The sequence below is a fragment of the Mycobacterium sp. Root135 genome (assembly GCF_001426545.1).
Taxonomy (GTDB): domain Bacteria; phylum Actinomycetota; class Actinomycetes; order Mycobacteriales; family Mycobacteriaceae; genus Mycobacterium.
This window is the reverse complement of the sequence record NZ_LMEZ01000005.1, coordinates 959,060-976,872: the sequence shown is the minus strand read 5'-3', so window position 1 is coordinate 976,872 and position 17,813 is coordinate 959,060. Positions and strand designations below refer to the sequence as shown.

The window sequence follows — 17,813 nt, the reverse complement described above, 5'->3', positions numbered from 1 at the left end:
TGACTGCGCCATCCGAGTGATGGCATCGAGTGTCATCACACTAGACCATAATGACATCACGTGTCATCACCTTCTAGGATGTCGTCCATGGGTCGATGGCCAGAGGGAGCGCGCACACGTCTGGAGGCCGCGGCGTTGGCCCTGTTCATCGAGCAGGGCTTCGCCGAAACCACCGTCCCGCAGATCGCCGCGCGCGCGGGCTTGACGACGCGCACCTTCTTCCGCCACTTCGCGGACAAACGCGAGGTCCTCTTCGCCTACCAGGCCGAACTGCCCGACGTGGTCCGGCAGGTCATGGCTGCCGCGCCGCAGTCGGCGGGTGCCCTGGAGGTGATCGCGACCAGCCTGCGGACGATCGCGGAAACCAAGTTCGACGGCCGCCGCGACTACCTGCTGGCACACCAGGCGGTCATCGACGCCGACGCCGGGCTCCGGGAGCGCGGGCTGCGCAAGATGTCGATTCTGACGGAGGCGATCAGCCACGGGTTCCGCGAACGCGGGCTGGACGACCTCGGGGCGACGCTCGCCGCGCACACCGCCGTCACGGTGTTCAGCGTGGCACTTGACCGGTGGCTCGGCGCGGCCGACGAGACCTCGTTGTCGACCCACGTCTCCGACACTCTCGCCGCGTGGAAGTCACTGGGCAGACCGGAGCCCGAGGCAAACGGTCGCGCAAATAATTGACAGGGCCGACAGAATTCGGCTGCACAGCTAACTCCCTTGGTATATAACAATCTCGATCCATTCACATATCAAGGGGGGTTCGATGAGAACGAAGATGACGCGAGTGCTCGGCGGGATTGCCATGGGTGGCGGCCTGGCGGTGGCGATGCTGGGGTTCGGCGGTGGCGTCGCCGGCGCCGAGACCCCCGCGCCCCCTCCGCCCGGCGAGAGCTGTGCTGCAGATGCGGCTCAGCCGTGCCCTCCCACCGCGCCACCGGTGCACCCGCCAGGTCAGAGTTCCAAGGGCCGGTAGCCGTCGCCGGATGCGGAGCTCTTCGCTTGGCGGATCGCCAAGCGAAGGGCTCGTCGTCGACACCGTCATCAAAGGACACCTACGGCTTGAACGGGTTCACCGCGTACTGAATCACCCGATACGGCGCATTGTCGGCCTGCGGCAACGTGTTCCACTGACTGACGAACACACGTAGTTCGTCGAGCGTCGACCCGGGTGACAGGTAGCCGCCATAGGGTTGGGCCAGCCTGTTGTCCTCGGGAGACGGCAGGTCGTCGGCCTCGTCCGGCCAGGCTCCGGCCAACACCACCGTCGTCACCGGGGCAGTACCGAGTCCGGTCGGGTCGTTGGCGACGCGAACCTCCATGTTGCCGGTGCTCGCGTTGAAGTACGACAGCACCGTCTTGCCGTCGACCTGCCGAATGCTCATCTCTCCCACCCGGTCTCCCCACAACGCCACGGGCGACCTACCCCACGTCCCGCCACCCGACCACGCCTGCCAGCTCGACCGGTCGGTGAACGACTGCGGCGTCGCCCGGTAGAGCTCCACCGGTTCACTTCGGTCGAAGTCGTTGGCCACGACGTACACCCAGCCGCTCGGGGAGTCCGGCGTGGGGATCGGGTCGTAGTAACCGCTGATCTGCGACTGCCTGCCGCCTGCGAAGTTCGCCGACCGCTGCGATCCCGGCACCGTAGCCCAATTGCCTTGATAAGGACTAGCTTTGACCAGTCTCGAGGTGGCGGGCACGAGATCCTTGGTGGTGGTCACCAACATGTAGTTCTCGCGGTTCACCTGCACGATTCCGGCGGGCAGCTGCGACGATCCCGACGGGGTGGGGTCGGCGAGCAGGGGCTTGTCCGTACCGGTGACGCCGTAGTAGCGAACGCCGGTCGGGTCGTCCACCGAGTCCAGGTCGACGTGCAGCGCAATCGGCGAGAAGTGTTGACCGAAGGCGACACCCTGGCCCGCGAAGCTGTCCCCGCAGACCTGCAACACTCCGCTGGGAAACTCCATGAACTCACAGAGGTCCGTCGCCCCGATGCCGTAATCGCTTGTCGGCGTACCCGTTCCGGCCGTCGGTCCGATGCGGACCACCTGCCCGGGCGCCAGCGGCGCCAGTACCGGCCCAGGCGCGGGTGACGGCGGATCGGCGTGCGCCGGAGCGGCGAGCAACCCGACCGTCACCACCAGCACGCCGAACGTGGAGTTGACGCACGCCAGTCGGCGCCACGCCGCGACGGAAGTCCACACTGGGCGGCCGGTGGGTCAGAGTTCGGCGGCGAGCAGCTCGGCGATCTGAATGGTGTTGAGCGCAGCACCCTTTCGGAGATTGTCTCCGGAGACGAACAATGCGAGGCCGCGCCCGTCGGGGGCACCGGGATCCTGCCGAATGCGCCCGACGAGGGAGTCGTCGGCACCGGCGGCGGCCAGCGGGGTCGGCACGTCCACCAGCTTCACCCCCGGCGCGGATGCCAGCAATTCCTTGGCCCGCTCCGGAGACAACGGTCGCTCGAACTCGACGTTGATGGACAAGGAGTGCCCGGTGTACACCGGCACCCGCACGCAGGTGCCGCTGACGAGCAAGTCGGGGATGCCGAGGATCTTGCGGCTCTCGAATCGCAGCTTCTGATCCTCGTCGGTCTCCCCGGAACCGTCGTCGACCAGCGACCCCGCCAGCGGTAGGACGTTGAAGGCGATCGGTGCCACGTACTTGTTCGGGGCCGGGAACGTCAGCGCGGATCCGTCGTGAACCAGCTGCTCGCTGTCCTCGACGACGGCCTTGGCCTGGCTGAACAGCTCCTCGACGCCGGCCAGCCCGCTACCGGACACCGCCTGGTACGTCGAGGCGATCATCCGCACCAGCCCGGCCTCGTCGTGCAGCACCTTCAGTACCGGCATCGCGGCCATGGTGGTGCAGTTGGGGTTGGCGATGATGCCCTTGGGTCGGTTACCGGCGTCGCGGGCGAAGTTGACCTCGCTGACCACCAGCGGAACCTCGGGGTCCTTGCGCCACGCCGACGAGTTGTCGACGACGACGGCGCCGGCGGCCGCGAACCGCGGCGCCTGAACCCGAGACATGGTGGCACCCGCGGAGAACAGCGCGATGTCGAGACCCGACGGGTCGGCCGTTTCGGCGTCCTCGACCTCGATCTCCTGACCGCGGAACGTCAGCTTCTTGCCCTGCGAGCGCGACGAGGCGAAGAACCGCACCGACGTGGCCGGAAAGTCGCGCTCCTCGAGCAGCTTTCGCATGACCTGGCCGACCTGCCCGGTCGCGCCGACGACTCCGATGTTGACCATCTAGATCCCGCTTCCCGCATATACGACGGCCTCTTCGTCGCCGCCCAGATTGAACGCCTCGTGCAACGCCATCACGGCCTTGTCCAACTCGGTGTCCTTGACCAGCACCGAAATTCGAATTTCCGAGGTCGAGATGAGGTCGATGTTGACGCCGACGGCGGCGAGCGCCTCACAGAACGTCGCGGTGACGCCCGGGTGGCTGCGCATGCCGGCGCCGATCAGCGACACCTTGCCGATGTGGTCGTCGTAAAGCACTGAGGTGAAACCGATTTCACCCTGCAGCGACGCAAGCTTCTCGACGGCCGCCGGCCCGTTGTCCCGCGCGCAGGTAAAGGTGATGTCGGTCTTGCCGTCTTCGATCTTGCTGATGTTCTGCAGCACCATGTCGATGTTCACGTCGGCGTCGGCGACGGCGCGGAACACCTTGGCCGCGTAGCCAGGAACGTCGGGCAACCCGACGACGGTCACCTTCGCCTCACCACGATCGTGGGCAACTCCGGTCAGGATCGCGTCTTCCATCGGGATGTCCTCCATCGATCCTTTGACGAGCGTGCCCGCCTTGTCTGAGTACGACGACCTGACGTGTATCGGAACGTCGTAGCGCCGGGCATATTCCACGCACCTCAACATGAGCACCTTCGCCCCACAGGCCGCCATCTCGAGCATCTCCTCGAAGCTGACGGTGGACAGGTGCCTGGCGTTGGGCACGATGCGTGGGTCGGCGGTGAAGATGCCGTCCACGTCGGTGTAGATCTCGCACACGTCGGCGTGCAACGCGGCGGCCAGTGCGACGGCGGTGGTGTCGGAACCGCCACGGCCGAGCGTGGTCACGTCCTTGCTGTCCTGGCTGACGCCCTGGAAGCCGGCGACCAACACGATCAACCCCTCGTCGAGGGCGCTGCGGAGCCTGCCCGGCGTGACGTCGATGATCTTGGCGTTGCCGTGCGTGCCAGTCGTGATGACGCCGGCCTGCGATCCGGTGAAGGACCGCGCCTCGGCGCCGAGCGAGGAGATGGCCATCGCGACCAGGGCGTTGGAGATCCGCTCCCCCGAGGTCAGCAGCATGTCCATTTCACGCGGGGGCGGCGCGGGGTTAACCTGGCGCGCCAAGTCGAGCAGATCGTCGGTGGTGTCGCCCATGGCCGAGACCACGACGACGACGTCGTTACCCGCCTTCTTGGTCTCGACGATGCGCTCGGCGACCCGGCGAATCCGATCGGCGTCTGACACCGAGGATCCGCCGTACTTCTGTACGACGAGCGCCACTGTTGACCTTTCCCTTCACGCGTGAGTCGCATACAGGATAAGGGGTCTGCCCACCGGTTTTTCCGTCCCGTCCGGCGGTAGCGTTCGGACGCGTGACCAACAGACGTGCCGACACCCGCGTACCGATCCACGAGCCCATCGCCGCACGCTGGAGTCCGCGAGCCTTCGATCCCGATGCGACCGTCACCGGCGAGCAGGTGACCGCCGTCCTCGAGGCCGCCCGCTGGGCGGCGACCTGGGGCGGTCGACAGCCGGTCCGGTTCGTGGTGGGGCTGCGCGGCGACGAGACGTTCGACGCACTGGTCGCGACCCTCAAACGCGGCAACTCGTATGCGACGGCCGCGGGCGCGCTGCTTTTGATCTGCGCCGACGAGGGGCCCGACGAGAACACGGCGTTCTACTCCGCGGTCGACGCCGGGGCCGCGATCGCCAACGCCAGCGTCGAGGCGGTCGCCCGTGGGCTGGTCGCGCATCCCATGGCCGGGTTCGACGCCGACGCCGCGCGCGCCGCCTTCGGCGTTCCCGACGAGGTCAGACCGGTCGCGGTGCTGGCACTGGGGACGCTCGGCGACTACTCAACGGCGGATCAGGCCGTCGTCGAGCGGGACTCGAGGCCCCGGGAGCGGCTGCCGCTGGAGCAGGTGGCCTACGCCGTCAGATGGGGCGCCGCGTTCACGACGGGCACGTCTTAGACAGCTGGCCGACCTGGGCTTCGAACTGGTCGTTGAACGCGGCGACGATCATGGCCGACGCGGGGGCCATGGCACCCGGCGCGGTGCGCGCGCTCTGGGCGTCGTAGTCGAGACGGGCCCGAACCAGCCGATCGGCGGTCTCTGCGGTCTCCTTGGCCGGCCCTGCCAGCTCGGGGGCGGTGACCTTCGCAGCCCGGTCGGTGAGCCCGTCGACCCACGCCCGGTAGTCGAGTTCACTCGGGTCGGTTGCCGCTTCCGACGATCCGGGTTCGGGGACGTGGGTCTTGGCGTTGAGGGTGTCGATCTCGGACTTGTTGAACGCCAACATTTCTCGCACCGGAGCGCAGTCCGACGAGGACGGACCACGGAAGAACAGCCACCAGATGCCGCCGCCGATCAGCATGGCTACCACCACCACGACCGTCGTCAGCGGCCTCACGCGTTTCACCTCTTGATGCTGACACAGGTGCAAGGCGTCGCATCGCCGAGGACGTTTAACGTGCGCGAAACCTCACAGGTAAGTCCACGTAACAGAAACCTCGTTCACTGCCAGTGATCGGCCTCGAGGGGGCCGCACCACTGATGGAGAGTACCGATGGATGTAGTTGACACCGGCACCACGGCATTCATGCTGTGTTGCATCATCGGCCTCACGCTGATGATCCCCGGGCTGGCGCTGTTCTACGGCGGCATGGTCTCGGTGAAGAGCTCGACCAACATGATGATGATGACCTTCGGCGCCGTCGCCGTCGTCGGCGTCCTCTGGGTGCTGTTCGGCTTCTCCATGGTCTTCGGCACCAGCTACGGCGGCTTCGTCGGCAGCTTCACCGAGTTCGCCGGGATGACGGATCTGCTCGAATCCCAGACGACCATCTCCGGGTTGCAGGTCAGCCTGTTCGCACTGTTCCAGGCGCTCTTCGCGGCGATCACCGTCGCCCTGATCTCGGGTGCGGTCGCCGACCGGATGAAGTTCGGCGCGTGGATGGTGTTCGCCGTGTTCTGGGCCGTGCTGGTGTACTTCCCCGTCGCACACTGGGTGTTCGCCTTCGACGGCGTGGTCACCGAGGGCTCGGTCGGTGGCTGGATTGCCAACAGCCTCAAAGCAATTGACTTCGCCGGCGGTACCGCCGTGCACATCAACGCAGGCGCCGCGGCGTTGGCCGTCGCAATCGTGCTCGGCAAGTCCGCGATGTTCGGTCAGCTGCGCAAGCCCCACAACGTGCCCCTGACGCTGCTGGGCGCGGGCCTGCTGTGGGCCGGCTGGTATGCGTTCAACGGCGGTTCGGCCCTTGCCGCTGGCAACTCGGCCGCGATCGTCATGGTCACCACGTTCGTCGCCACCTGCGCCGCCACCCTGGCCTGGCTGGCCGTCGAGAAGATCAAGGACGGCCACGTCACCGGCGTCGGCGCGGCGTCCGGCGCGATCACCGGCCTGGTCGCCATCACCCCCGCCTGTGGTGCGGTCACCCCGATCGGCGCGATCGCGGTCGGCGCCATCGCCGGCGCGGTCTGCGTCTACGCCGTCGGCCTCAAGGAGCGCTTCGGCTACGACGACTCGCTCGACGTGGTCGGCGTGCACCTCGTCGGCGGCGTCATCGGCACCGTGCTGATCGGCTTCTTCGCCAGCGCGAGCATGCCCAACGCCACCGACGGCGTCTTCTACGGCGGCGGCTTCAGCCAGCTGTGGAAGCAGATCATCGCCGCAGGTGCGGTGATGGCCTACTCGTTCGTGGTCGCCTTCGCGATCGCGTTCGTGATCAAGAAGACGATGGGCATCCGCATCTCGCCCGAGGACGAGGAAAGCGGCATCGACGCCAAGTTGCACCGCGACGCGGCGTACGAGTTGCAAACCCTCTAGAGACTGGCCCCGGTCGGCGCGATTCGCCCCGCGCCGACCGGGGCCTCTTTGGTGTTTTGGAGAAGTGGCCTCGCGGAGTAGAGTGACCGTCGTGCAGCGGTCGCTCCTTCTCGGACGCCGCGGCGGGGTCTGAACCAGACTGGCTTCCCGTCGCGGGTCGTCTTGATGCGCCGGTCTGAAATTTCTTCCAGACACCAACCGGAGCGAGAACCGTGAACAATCCCAACCCCCATTCGATCGACGCCTACGTCTCGGCGCGCACCATCAGCACCCCCGCCGGCGACCGCAATCCCGGTCAGCCCGCCTGGAACACCCAGCGCGGGACGTCGATGCCGGTGAGCCGGTACCGGCCCTTCGCGGACGAAGTAGAGCGGGTAACCCTGCCCGACCGCACGTGGCCGGACAAGGTCGTCGAGACCGCACCCATGTGGTGCGCGGTCGACCTGCGTGACGGCAACCAAGCCTTGATCGACCCGATGAGCCCGGAACGCAAGCGGCGCATGTTCGACCTGCTGGTCCGCATGGGCTACAAGGAGATCGAGGTCGGCTTCCCGTCAGCCAGCCAGACCGACTTCGACTTCGTCCGCGAAATCATCACCGACGGTGCGATTCCCGACGACGTGACCATCCAGGTGCTGACGCAGTGCCGGGCCGAATTGATCGAGCGGACGTTCGAGGCCTGCGCGGGCGCCCCCAAGGCGATCGTGCACTTCTACAACTCGACGTCGATCCTGCAGCGACGGGTGGTGTTCCGCGCCGATCGTGAGGCCGTCAAGAAGATCGCCACCGACGGCGCCAAGATGTGCGTCGCGGAAGCCGCGAAACACCCTGGCACACAATGGCGTTTCGAATACTCCCCCGAGTCCTACACGGGCACCGAACTGGAGTACGCCAAGGAGGTGTGCGACGCGGTGTCGGAGATCGTCGAAGCCACGCCAGAGGCCCCGCTGATCGTCAACCTGCCAGCCACCGTCGAGATGGCCACCCCCAACGTCTACGCCGACTCGATCGAGTGGATGAGCCGCAACCTGGCCCGCCGCGACTCCATCATCCTGAGCCTGCACCCGCACAACGACCGCGGAACTGCCGTCGCCGCAGCCGAATTGGGCTACCAAGCCGGCGCAGACCGCATCGAGGGCTGCCTGTTCGGCAACGGTGAACGCACCGGCAACGTCTGCCTGGTGACGCTGGGCCTGAACCTGTTCAGCCGCGGCGTCGACCCGCAGGTCGACTTCTCCAACATCGACGAGATCCGCCGCACGGTCGAATATTGCAACCAACTGCCGGTGCACGAACGCCACCCCTACGGCGGCGATCTGGTCTATACGGCGTTCTCCGGCAGCCACCAGGACGCCATCAACAAGGGTCTGGACGCGATGAAGGTCGACGCCGACGCGGCCGGTTCCGACATCGGCGACATCCTGTGGCAGGTGCCGTATCTGCCCATCGACCCCAAGGACGTCGGGCGCACCTACGAAGCCGTCATCCGGGTGAACTCCCAGTCCGGCAAGGGCGGCGTGGCCTACATCATGAAGGCCGACCACGGGCTGGCGCTGCCACGACGGCTGCAGATCGAGTTCAGCCAGGCCATCCAGAAGATCACCGACGGCGAGGGCGGCGAAGTGTCGCCCAAGGAGATGTGGGACGTCTTCGCCGACGAGTACCTGGCCCCCGTCACGCCGTTGGAGCGCATCCGGCAGAAGGTCGACGCGGCAGAGGAAGACGGCGGCACCGACACCATCACCGCGACGGTGAAGGTCGACGGCGTCGAGCGCGAGATCGTCGGCGCGGGCAACGGCCCGCTCGCGGCGTTCGTGGACGCGCTGTCGACGGTCGGATACGACGTCAACCTGCTGGACTACTCGGAGCACACGCTGTCAGCCGACGTGGAGGCTCAGGCCGCCGCGTACGTCGAGGCGTCGGTCGGCGGCAAGACCGTGTGGGGGGTCGGCATCGCGACGTCCATCACCACGGCGTCCTTGCGTGCGGTCGTATCCGCCGTGAACAGGGCTGCGCGCGGCTAAACTGACGTCGGCGTCAAGACGTGGCGTCGACGACGTGAGGAGCCGTCATGGACTGGGGTTCGACGTGGGATTTCCTGTGGCACTTCCTGATCATCTTCGCGTGGATCGCCTACCTGCTGGTGCTCTTCCAGATCCTCACGGACCTGTTCTGGCGTGACCACGAGACGTCCGGCTTCGTCAAGGCGCTCTGGGTCGTCTTCCTTTTCGTCATTCCGTGGTTCGCAGCGTTGATCTACCTGATCGCGCGTGGCCAGGGCATGTCGGTGCGGGCCCACGAAGCGGCGGTGGCGGCCAAGCGACAGACCGACGACTACATCAAGCAGGCCGCCGGACGTTCGCCTGCCGAGGAGATCGCGCACGCCAAGGAGTTGCTGGACGCCGGCACGATCAACCAGGGTGAATACGAGTCACTCAAGGCCAAGGCTCTGGCGTAGGTCCGCCCGGCCTCAGAACAGGGTGAACTGATCGCCCCGGAGCGTGGGGTCGGTGAACTGCTCGATCCCCGTGCCACCGACGACGTGTTCGATCAGCGCGATGAACGTCGCGTCGTCGACCAGCGGAATGCCCATCTCGCGGGCCTGGTAGCCCCGGCCCTGATCGGGGTCGGCGTCGTTGCACACCACCAACGACGTCTGCTGGTCGACGATGTCGGCGTACGACAGTCCGACGTGCAGCATCCGTTCGATGAGTTCCTCGTAGGTGTGGGTGACCTCGGCCGACAAGGCCACCCGCATGCCCTGCACCAGTGGCCTGCCCGCGACGAAGCGGCCGGGGTGCTGGAAGTCGCTGGGCATCCGGGCCGCCAACGTCCGCAGCGGCAGCAGCTCGTCGTGGGTGACCTGACCGTTGGGCCACGTGCGGCGCGCCACCGGCCGGACCGGCAGCCACGCGTTGCGGTCGTGGGCGCCCGCCAATGACGGCTTGAGGATTTGAGCCAGCACCATGGCGTCGTCGAGGGCGTCGTGGGGGCGCATCTGGGTGACGCCCCAGTGCGCGGCCAGCGTCTCCAACCTCAGGTTCTCGACGCCGAGGTTGAGCCGGCGGGCCAGCTCGACGGTGCACATCACGGTGTCGACCGGCAGCTCGGCACCCACCAGCTCGGCCTCGTTGGCCAGGAAGGAGTAGTCGAAGCCGACGTTGTGCGCCACCAGCGTGCGGCCCTCGAGGACCGCGTTGAGCTCGCCGACGATGTCGGCGAAGGTCGGCTGGCCCTGCAGCATCTCGGTGGTCAGCCCGTGGACGTGGGTGGGGCCTGGGTCGACGCCCGGATTGAGCAGGCTGGCGAAGCTGCCCTCGACGTTGCCGTCGTCACCGAGGGCCAGCGCGGCCACGCTGACGACGCGAGCCTGACGCGGATGGAAGCCCGTCGTCTCGACGTCGACGACGGCCCAGCCCGCACCGGGCTCGGAGGCCGGTCGGCCGAACGTTTGGCTCACGATTCGAGGATGGCACGGGTCCCCGACAAGGCCCGACCGAGACGCCGCGTGTCGCCAGCCGACTTTGGCCCTTTTAGACTGCCGGGGATGGTCACCACTCGGGGTCGAATCGCGCTGGGTGCCGGGTCTGCCGCGCGCTGGGCGTCGCGGGTCACCGGGCGTGGCGCCGGCGCGATGATCGGCGGCCTGGTGTCGATGGCCCTGGACAAGTCGATCCTCGGTCAACTCGGCACCGGACGCAGCTCCGTCGTCGTGACCGGCACGAACGGCAAGTCGACGACCACCAGGATGACGGCCGCCGCGCTCGCCACCATGGGTCCCGTCGCGACCAACGCCGAAGGCGCGAACATGGACGCCGGGCTGATCGCGGCGCTGGCCGGCGACCGCACGGCCAAGCTCGCGGCGCTCGAAGTCGACGAGATGCACGTGCCACACGTCCTCGACGCCGTGCCCGCCGCGGTGGTCGTCCTCCTCAATTTGTCCCGCGATCAGCTCGACCGCGTTGGTGAGATCAACCACATCGAGCGGACGCTGCGCGGTGGACTCGCCCGGCACGGTGGGGCCGTCGTGGTGGCCAACTGCGACGACGTGCTCATGACGTCGGCCGCCTACGACAGCCCGAACGTGGTGTGGGTGGCCGCCGGCGGAACGTGGGCCAACGACTCGGTCAGCTGTCCTCGCAGCGGCGAGGTCATCGTGCGCGAGGAGTCGCACTGGTACTCCACGGGCAGCGACTTCAAGCGGCCCACGCCGCACTGGTGGTACGACGACACCCACGTCCACGGACCCGACGGACTGACCCTGCCGATGACGTTGGCACTGCCCGGCGACGTCAACCGCGGCAACGCCACGCAGGCGATCGCGGCGGCGGTCACCCTCGGCGCCGATCCCGCGGCGGCGGTCGCCGCGGTGTCCGGCGTCGATGAGGTCGCTGGGCGTTACCGCACCGTGCAGCTGGGTGAGCACACCGTGCGGGTGCTGCTGGCCAAGAACCCGGCGGGCTGGCACGAGGCGCTGTCGATGGTCGACAAGCACGGTGCGGGCGTCGTCATCGCGGTCAACGGACAGGTCCCGGACGGCGAGGACCTGTCGTGGCTGTGGGACGTCCGGTTCGAACACTTTGGCGATACGACGGTCGTCGCGGCGGGCGAGCGCGGCACCGATCTGGCGGTGCGTCTGGGGTACGCCGGCGTCGACCACACCCTGGAGCACGACACCGTGAAGGCCATCGCGTCGTGCCCACCCGGTCACGTCGAGGTGGTCGCCAACTACACCGCATTCCTCCAACTCAACCGGCGGCTGCCCCGTGAGTGAATCCACCGTTCGGATCGGGCTGGTGCTGCCCGACGTCATGGGAACCTACGGCGACGGCGGCAACGCGGTCGTGCTGCGAGAGAGGTTGCGGCTGAGGGGGATCGACGCCGAAGTCGTCGAAATCACGCTGGCCGACCCGGTGCCCGACTCCCTCGATCTCTACACCCTCGGCGGCGCGGAGGACTACGCCCAACGGTTGGCCACCAAGCATCTGATCCAGTACCCCGGGCTGCAGCGGGCTGCCGAACGGGGCGCCCCCGTGCTGGCGATCTGCGCGGCGATCCAGGTGCTCGGGCACTGGTATGAGACGTCGTCGGGCGAGCGGGTCGAGGGCGTCGGCGTGCTCGACGTGACGACCTCGCCGCAGCCTGCGCGGACCATCGGCGAAGTCGTCTCGCAGCCGCTGGTGCCGGGCCTCGACCAACGCCTGACGGGTTTCGAAAACCACCGGGGCGGAACACTTTTGGGTCCTGCGGCCGAACCGCTAGCCAAGGTGATCAGCGGGGCCGGCAACCGGGACGGTGACGGCTTCGACGGCGCGGTGCAGGGCAGCATCGTCGCGACCTATCTGCATGGCCCGTGCCTGGCTCGCAATCCGCAGTTGGCCGACCACCTGCTGTCCCGAGTGGTCGGCGAACTCGCGCCGATCCAGCTGGCCGAGGTGGAGCAGTTGCGTCGCGAACGCCTGGCGGCTCCGCGCCGCGCTTAAGGGCCCGCGCCCGTCGAGATCGAGCGCGAGGCATAAGCGTCGGCGTCATCCCCCGGCGTGTCGTCGCCGAGGTTTATACCTCGCGGCAGCCGCGACGAGCCAGCGCGTGCCGAATGCGCTGGAGCACGTCCAACGGGTGCTCACCCGCGAGCACTCGGATGACGATCCACCCCATCCGCTCGAGCATCTGCAGTCTGCTGACGTCCTTCCGATATTGCTGCCGGTCCGTTCGATGTTGGTCGCCGTCATACTCCACGGCGACCATGAACTTCTCCCATCCGAGATCGAGGTAGGCAAGGGGATAGTGGTCACCGTTGTGAACCATCAACTGAGACTGCGGCTTTGGCAGACCGGCGTCCACGATGAGTAGCCGTAACCAGGTCTCCGTCGGCGACGTGCCGCCGGCATCCATCAGCGCGATCGCTTCGCGGGCCTTCTGCACGCCTCGACTGCCACGGTGCCGAGTCAGCAGCGGTTCGACGTCGACCGCCGAGATGCCCGTCGCGTGGGCCAGCGCGTCCAGTCGGGTCACCGCAGCATCGCGGTCGAGATGACGACCGAGGTCCAGTGCAGTGCGAGCCACCGTGGTCACCGAGATGCCGTCGACGACGGCGAACTCGTCGCCGTCGAGACGTTCGTTGCGAGTGATCACTCCGCGGGGGGCGTGTTGGTTGCGCCAGATCAGCTCGACGGGTTGGCCGCCGTCTACCCACTTTGCACCGTGCAAGGCAGACGCCGTGACTCCTGCCACGACGCCGCGGCCCTTCGACCACAGCACCGCGGCACGTGCTCGGTCCGCGGTCGTCAGCTCCGCGAACTCCGCGACGTAGACGTCGGGATGAATGGCCTCGAAACGGGTGCGAAGCCGATGGCGGGTCAGCCGTCCACCGCTTACCGCACCACTCCCCGAGAAGACCGCTGCCATTCCCGAACCCTGGCATCGCCCACCGACAGGCCAGCGAGACATAAGCCATGGCGGCTCAAACCGGCGTGTCGTCGCCGAGGTTTATGTCTCGCGGGAAACCGGAGAAGCGCAGGCCTACAAGCCCAGGTCGCGCAGAAACTCCGGCTTGTAGGCCTCGAGGATCACGTAGCTCGGGTCCGGCACCGGCACGTCGGGGGCGTCGTCGTCGACCGCGTGCCCGTCGACGTCGACCCACTGCTGTGCGGATTCGTCCCACCGGCTCGTCGTGTACTCCGCGGTGAGGTCGTCGGCGAGCACGAGTTCGCGGACAGAACGTTCGGCTTCCTTGGCATCGCGCAAACTGCACGTGTACAGCTGAATCCGATTGCCGTCGCGGGTCACCGTCACCCGGCTGCCCAGCCGTTGGCGGGCCACGTCGTCCACGTCGAGGGACCGCAGGCGATCCCAGAACGACAGGTGGTGCGCCTCGTCGCCGAGTTCGACCTCGACCTTGAACTCATCGTCACGCATGGTCGACAACTTAAGCCATCGCCCGGCGGCCGGTCAGAGCGCGTCCCAGCGTCAGCTCGTCGGCGAACTCCAGATCGCCGCCCATCGGCAGCCCGGAGGCGATGCGGGTGACCGACAGCCCGGGAATGTCTCGCAGCATGCGTACCAGGTAGGTGGCCGTGGCCTCGCCCTCGGTGTTGGGGTCGGTCGCGATGATGACCTCGGCGACGTCCACGCCGTCGACCCGCTCACCAATTCGGTTGAGCAGCTCGCGGATTCGCAGTTGCTCCGGCCCGACGCCCGACAGCGGATCCAGCGCGCCACCCAGCACGTGGTAGCGGCCACGGAACTCACGCGTGCGTTCGACGGCCGCAACGTCCTTGGGTTCCTCCACCACGCACACCAGCGACGCGTCGCGCCGCGAATCCGAGCAGATGCGGCAGCGGTCGGCGTCGGAGACGTTGCCGCACACCGAACAGAACTGCACGCCGTCGCGCACCTTGGCCAGCACGGCGGTCAACCGGTCGATGTCCGGCGGCTCGACCGACAGCAGATGAAAGGCGATGCGCTGTGCGCTCTTCGGCCCGATGCCCGGCAGCTTGCCCAGTTCGTCGATCAGATCCTGGACGGGACCTTCAAACAAGTCAGAGCCCCGGAATGTCTAAGCCGCCGAGGCCACCGGCGAGCGGGCCAAGCTTGCTCTGCGCCATCATCGTGACCTGCTGGGCGGCGTCCCTGATCGCGCCGATGACGAGGTCTTGCAGCGTCTCGACGTCCTCGGGGTCGACGACCTTCGGGTCGATCGCGACGCCGACCACTTCGCCGCTCCCCTTCATCGTCACCTGCACCAGACCGCCGCCGGCCTGCCCGTGCACCTCGGCGACGGCGAGGGCTTCCTGAGCCTCCATCAGCTGCTGCTGAACCTGCTGAGCCTGCGCGAGGAGCGCCGACATGTCGGGCGGTTGGCCGGGTTGCATGACGGTCCCCTTGCGTATTGGTCTCGAACTGATTGCTGTCCCCAGCACGTGGCGATTCGTCCTTCAAGACTAGTCGTCCTGCGAGCTACGTTGTGCTCCGTGCACTTCCCTGCCTGCCTGCGTGTCGGCGCAGCTCTCGCCGTCGGCCTCCTCGTCGCCGCGCTCGTCGCGCCGAGCGCCGCCGCCGCCCCGTCCAACATCGCCGGGATGATCGTGTTCCTCGACCCAGGTCACAACGGTGCCAACGACGCGTCCCTGACCAAGCAGGTCCCGACGGGGCGCGGCGGTACCAAGGACTGCCAGACCAGTGGGACGACGACCGACGACGGCTATCCCGAGCACACCTTCAACTGGGAGACGGTGCTGCGCATCCGGGCGGAGCTGACGCAGCTTGGCGTGCGCACCGCGATGTCCCGCGGCGACGACAGCGGCGTGGCCGCCTGCGTCGACGAGCGGGCCGCCATGGCCAATGCCCTCAAGCCGGACGCCATCGTCTCGATCCACGCCGACGGCGGGCCTGCGACGGGGCGGGGCTATCACGTGAACTATTCGTCACCGCCGCTCAACCAGGTGCAGGCCGGCCCGTCGGTCCAGCTCGCCCAGGCGATGAACGCCCAACTGCAGGCATCTGGCCTGATGCCCGCCAACTACATCGGACAGGGCGGGCTCTACGGGCGCTCTGACCTGACCGGGCTCAACCTGGCCCAGTACCCGTCGATCCTCGTCGAGATGGGCAACATGAAGAACCCCGCCGACTGCGCCTTGATCGAGAGCCCCGACGGTCGGCAGAAGTACGCCGACGCCGTGGTGCGCGGCATCGTCAGCTTCCTGGGGACACGCCCGCCGCGGGCCGTCGCCTAGGCGCTAGTTTCCCTGGGTCGCTGCGCTCCTGCCCGCCGCTAGTTCGACTCGACCTGATTCTTCAGGTTCGCCAGCACCTCGGCCTGGATCTTGCGAAGGCCTAACGGCGCGAATGTCTTCTCGAAGAAGCCCTTGACGCCGCCGGCGCCCTGCCACGACGTCTTGACCGTCACGGACGCGCCCGGTCCGGCCGGGGCGACTGTGTAGTTGGTCACCATCGTGGAGTTGGCGTCTTTCTCGATGACGGCGTGACCTGCCACGTCGACGGTGGCCTTGACGTCGCGGACCCGCTTCTCGGTGGCCTGAAGCTTCCAGGTGACGACGGTGCCTGCGCCCTGCCCGCCCTCCAGGACCTGGTAGTCGCGGTAGTGCGAGGAAAGGATCTTCGGGCGAACCGTCTGGTAGTCGGCGACGGCTGCGAGCACGGCGTCGGGTTCGGCGTTGATCAAGACAGTGCTGGAGGCGCTGACCTGTCCCATCGGTGAAGACTCCTAGATCTGAGGGTGAACGGGGGTAATCCCGGGTCGGTCCAGTCGCATCGGGTGCGACCGGGGTCTAGCGTACGTGTGTGACTGTTGCAGTGAACGAAGCGCAGTCGGCCCACGCAGTAGGCGTGGAGAGACTGCTGGCGAGCTACCGCGCGATTCCGCCCAGCGCGACGGTCCGCCTGGCGAAGCCCACCTCGAACCTGTTTCGGGCCCGTGAGAAGTCGACAGTCAAGGGTCTCGACGTCTCCGGTCTGACGGGTGTCATCTCCGTCGACCCGGAGGCGCGCACCGCGGACGTCGCGGGGATGTGCACCTACGAGGATCTCGTCGCCGCCACGCTGCCGTACGGGTTGTCGCCGCTGGTGGTGCCGCAGTTGAAGACCATCACCCTCGGGGGCGCGGTGACGGGCCTCGGCATCGAGTCGGCGTCCTTCCGCAACGGCCTGCCGCACGAGTCGGTGCTGGAGATGGACATCCTCACCGGCGCGGGCGAGGTGGTGACGGCAAGCCGTGACCACTACCCCGATCTCTTTCATGCCTTCCCGAATTCCTATGGGACGCTTGGCTATTCGGTGCGTCTGAAGATCGAGCTGGAGCCGGTCAAGCCGTTCGTGGCGTTGACGCACGTGCGCTTCCATTCGGTGGCCGAGCTCGTCGCCACCATGGATCAGATCGTCGAGACGCAGACCTACGACGGCTCGCCGGTCGACTACCTCGACGGCGTGGTGTTCAGCGCCGACGAGTCCTATCTCTGCATCGGCGTGCGGACCGCAGCGTCCGGCCCGGTCAGCGACTACACCGGCCAGGACGTCTACTACCGCTCCATCCAGCACGCCGACGGCGAGAAGCACGACCGGCTGACGATTCACGACTATCTGTGGCGGTGGGACACCGACTGGTTCTGGTGCTCGCGGGCGTTCGGCGCCCAGAACCCGACCATCCGGAAATTTTGGCCCCGTCGGCTGCGGCGCAGCAGCTTCTACTGGAAGTTGATCGGTTACGACCGCCGGTTCGACATCGCGGACCGCATCGAGAAGCGCAACGGTAGGCCGCCACTGGAGCGGGTCGTGCAGGACATCGAGGTGCCGATCGGGCGCACGGGAGAGTTCGTCGACTGGTTCCTCGACAACGTGCCGATCGAACCGATCTGGCTGTGTCCGCTGAGGTTGCGCGACGACGTGGGCTGGCCGCTGTACCCAATTGCGGGGCATCACACTTACGTCAACATAGGCTTCTGGTCGTCGGTGCCCGCCGGCTCGGTAGAGGGACAGACGAACCGCCTGATCGAGGAGAAGGTCAGCGAGCTCGACGGCCACAAATCCTTGTACTCCGACGCCTATTACTCGCCGGAGGAATTCGACGAACTCTACGGCGGCGAAACCTATGCCACGGTCAAGAAGACTTACGACCCAGACTCGCGTCTGCTCGATTTGTATTCGAAAGCCGTGCAGAGGCGATGAGAGCTCACCGATGAGCAGAGAACTCCGATGAGCGCTTGCACGAACAGTGAAGGACCG

General features: G+C 67.2%; 20 protein-coding genes. 10 read left to right on the top strand and 10 right to left on the bottom strand.

Going from position 1 to position 17,813, the window contains the following annotated elements; all coding sequences use genetic code 11:
* Positions 1–87: 87 nt before the first annotated feature.
* Together ASD37_RS15795 and ASD37_RS31510 are read left to right on the top strand one after the other, a co-directional pair.
* Positions 88–684 (top strand): TetR/AcrR family transcriptional regulator, encoded by a 597-nt coding sequence (locus ASD37_RS15795; protein WP_056553465.1) that lies wholly within the window; start codon positions 88–90, stop codon positions 682–684.
* An 82-nt stretch (positions 685–766) separates the two neighbouring features.
* Positions 767–976, top strand: a complete 210-nt coding sequence (locus ASD37_RS31510; protein WP_156720896.1) for a hypothetical protein — start codon at positions 767–769, stop codon at positions 974–976.
* Between the two features lie 79 nt (positions 977–1,055).
* On the opposite strand, the gene ASD37_RS15790 is transcribed toward ASD37_RS31510, so the two are convergent.
* The 3 genes from ASD37_RS15790 to ASD37_RS15780 all read right to left on the bottom strand — a co-directional run bounded on the left by ASD37_RS15790 (position 1,056) and on the right by ASD37_RS15780 (position 4,523).
* On the bottom strand, positions 1,056–2,150 hold the full coding sequence (locus ASD37_RS15790; protein WP_056553462.1) for a DUF4185 domain-containing protein: 1,095 nt from the start codon (positions 2,148–2,150) through the stop codon (positions 1,056–1,058).
* A gap of 72 nt (positions 2,151–2,222) precedes the next feature.
* Positions 2,223–3,257, bottom strand: a complete 1,035-nt coding sequence (locus tag ASD37_RS15785; protein ID WP_056552557.1) for an aspartate-semialdehyde dehydrogenase — start codon at positions 3,255–3,257, stop codon at positions 2,223–2,225.
* Positions 3,258–4,523 (bottom strand): aspartate kinase, encoded by a 1,266-nt coding sequence (locus tag ASD37_RS15780; RefSeq protein WP_056552554.1) that lies wholly within the window; start codon positions 4,521–4,523, stop codon positions 3,258–3,260.
* Positions 4,524–4,615: 92 nt separating this feature from the next.
* On the opposite strand from ASD37_RS15780, the gene ASD37_RS15775 reads away from it, so the two are divergent.
* Positions 4,616–5,215 carry a nitroreductase family protein gene (locus tag ASD37_RS15775; protein WP_056552552.1) on the top strand — a complete coding sequence of 200 codons (600 nt, stop codon included), beginning with the start codon at positions 4,616–4,618 and terminating at the stop codon, positions 5,213–5,215.
* Here ASD37_RS15775 and ASD37_RS15770 read toward each other — a convergent pair.
* A complete protein-coding gene (locus tag ASD37_RS15770; RefSeq protein ID WP_156720895.1) occupies positions 5,196–5,663 on the bottom strand; it encodes a hypothetical protein in 468 nt (155 codons plus the stop codon). The genes ASD37_RS15775 and ASD37_RS15770 overlap by 20 nt on opposite strands.
* Before the next feature lie 147 nt (positions 5,664–5,810).
* Here ASD37_RS15770 and ASD37_RS15765 point away from each other — a divergent pair, with 147 nt between their 5' ends.
* The 3 genes from ASD37_RS15765 to ASD37_RS15755 all read left to right on the top strand — a co-directional run bounded on the left by ASD37_RS15765 (position 5,811) and on the right by ASD37_RS15755 (position 9,531).
* The gene (locus ASD37_RS15765; protein WP_056552545.1) at positions 5,811–7,073 is read left to right on the top strand and encodes an ammonium transporter; all 1,263 of its coding nucleotides are present in this window, start codon (positions 5,811–5,813) and stop codon (positions 7,071–7,073) included.
* Positions 7,074–7,285: 212 nt separating this feature from the next.
* A complete protein-coding gene (gene leuA, locus ASD37_RS15760; RefSeq protein WP_056552542.1) occupies positions 7,286–9,097 on the top strand; it encodes a 2-isopropylmalate synthase in 1,812 nt (603 codons plus the stop codon).
* Positions 9,098–9,144: 47 nt separating this feature from the next.
* Positions 9,145–9,531: an SHOCT domain-containing protein gene (locus ASD37_RS15755; RefSeq protein ID WP_056552538.1), complete on the top strand. Its 387-nt coding sequence runs from the start codon at positions 9,145–9,147 to the stop codon at positions 9,529–9,531.
* Between the two features lie 12 nt (positions 9,532–9,543).
* Here the strand turns inward: ASD37_RS15755 and ASD37_RS31840 are convergent, their stop codons facing one another.
* Entirely contained in the window at positions 9,544–10,536 is a 993-nt protein-coding gene (locus ASD37_RS31840) for a DEDDh family exonuclease (RefSeq protein WP_056553459.1), read from the bottom strand.
* Positions 10,537–10,620: 84 nt separating this feature from the next.
* Here ASD37_RS31840 and ASD37_RS31835 point away from each other — a divergent pair, with 84 nt between their 5' ends.
* Together ASD37_RS31835 and ASD37_RS15740 are read left to right on the top strand one after the other, a co-directional pair.
* The gene (locus ASD37_RS31835) at positions 10,621–11,847 is read left to right on the top strand and encodes a Mur ligase family protein (protein WP_056552536.1); all 1,227 of its coding nucleotides are present in this window, start codon (positions 10,621–10,623) and stop codon (positions 11,845–11,847) included.
* Positions 11,840–12,556: a type 1 glutamine amidotransferase gene (locus tag ASD37_RS15740; RefSeq protein WP_056552533.1), complete on the top strand. Its 717-nt coding sequence runs from the start codon at positions 11,840–11,842 to the stop codon at positions 12,554–12,556. Before ASD37_RS31835 ends, ASD37_RS15740 begins: the two co-directional genes overlap by 8 nt.
* A 73-nt stretch (positions 12,557–12,629) precedes the next feature.
* Here ASD37_RS15740 and ASD37_RS15735 read toward each other — a convergent pair whose 3' ends face one another.
* The 4 genes from ASD37_RS15735 to ASD37_RS15720 form a co-directional block, all read right to left on the bottom strand.
* Entirely contained in the window at positions 12,630–13,481 is an 852-nt protein-coding gene (locus ASD37_RS15735; protein ID WP_056552529.1) for an endonuclease domain-containing protein, read from the bottom strand.
* Positions 13,482–13,595: 114 nt separating this feature from the next.
* Positions 13,596–13,991, bottom strand: a complete 396-nt coding sequence (locus ASD37_RS15730) for a hypothetical protein (RefSeq protein WP_056552525.1) — start codon at positions 13,989–13,991, stop codon at positions 13,596–13,598.
* A gap of 10 nt (positions 13,992–14,001) precedes the next feature.
* Positions 14,002–14,613 (bottom strand): recombination mediator RecR, encoded by a 612-nt coding sequence (gene recR, locus ASD37_RS15725; protein WP_056552522.1) that lies wholly within the window; start codon positions 14,611–14,613, stop codon positions 14,002–14,004.
* Position 14,614: 1 nt separating this feature from the next.
* Entirely contained in the window at positions 14,615–14,947 is a 333-nt protein-coding gene (locus ASD37_RS15720; protein WP_056552518.1) for a YbaB/EbfC family nucleoid-associated protein, read from the bottom strand.
* 90 nt (positions 14,948–15,037) lie between these two features.
* On the opposite strand from ASD37_RS15720, the gene ASD37_RS15715 reads away from it, so the two are divergent.
* Positions 15,038–15,808 (top strand): Rv3717 family N-acetylmuramoyl-L-alanine amidase, encoded by a 771-nt coding sequence (locus ASD37_RS15715; RefSeq protein WP_056552515.1) that lies wholly within the window; start codon positions 15,038–15,040, stop codon positions 15,806–15,808.
* 38 nt (positions 15,809–15,846) lie between these two features.
* On the opposite strand, the gene ASD37_RS15710 is transcribed toward ASD37_RS15715, so the two are convergent.
* A complete protein-coding gene (locus tag ASD37_RS15710) occupies positions 15,847–16,287 on the bottom strand; it encodes an SRPBCC family protein (protein WP_056552512.1) in 441 nt (146 codons plus the stop codon).
* A gap of 89 nt (positions 16,288–16,376) precedes the next feature.
* Between ASD37_RS15710 and ASD37_RS15705 the strand changes: the two genes are divergently transcribed.
* The gene (locus tag ASD37_RS15705; RefSeq protein WP_056552509.1) at positions 16,377–17,756 is read left to right on the top strand and encodes an FAD-binding oxidoreductase; all 1,380 of its coding nucleotides are present in this window, start codon (positions 16,377–16,379) and stop codon (positions 17,754–17,756) included.
* The last annotated feature ends 57 nt before the right edge of the window (positions 17,757–17,813 follow it).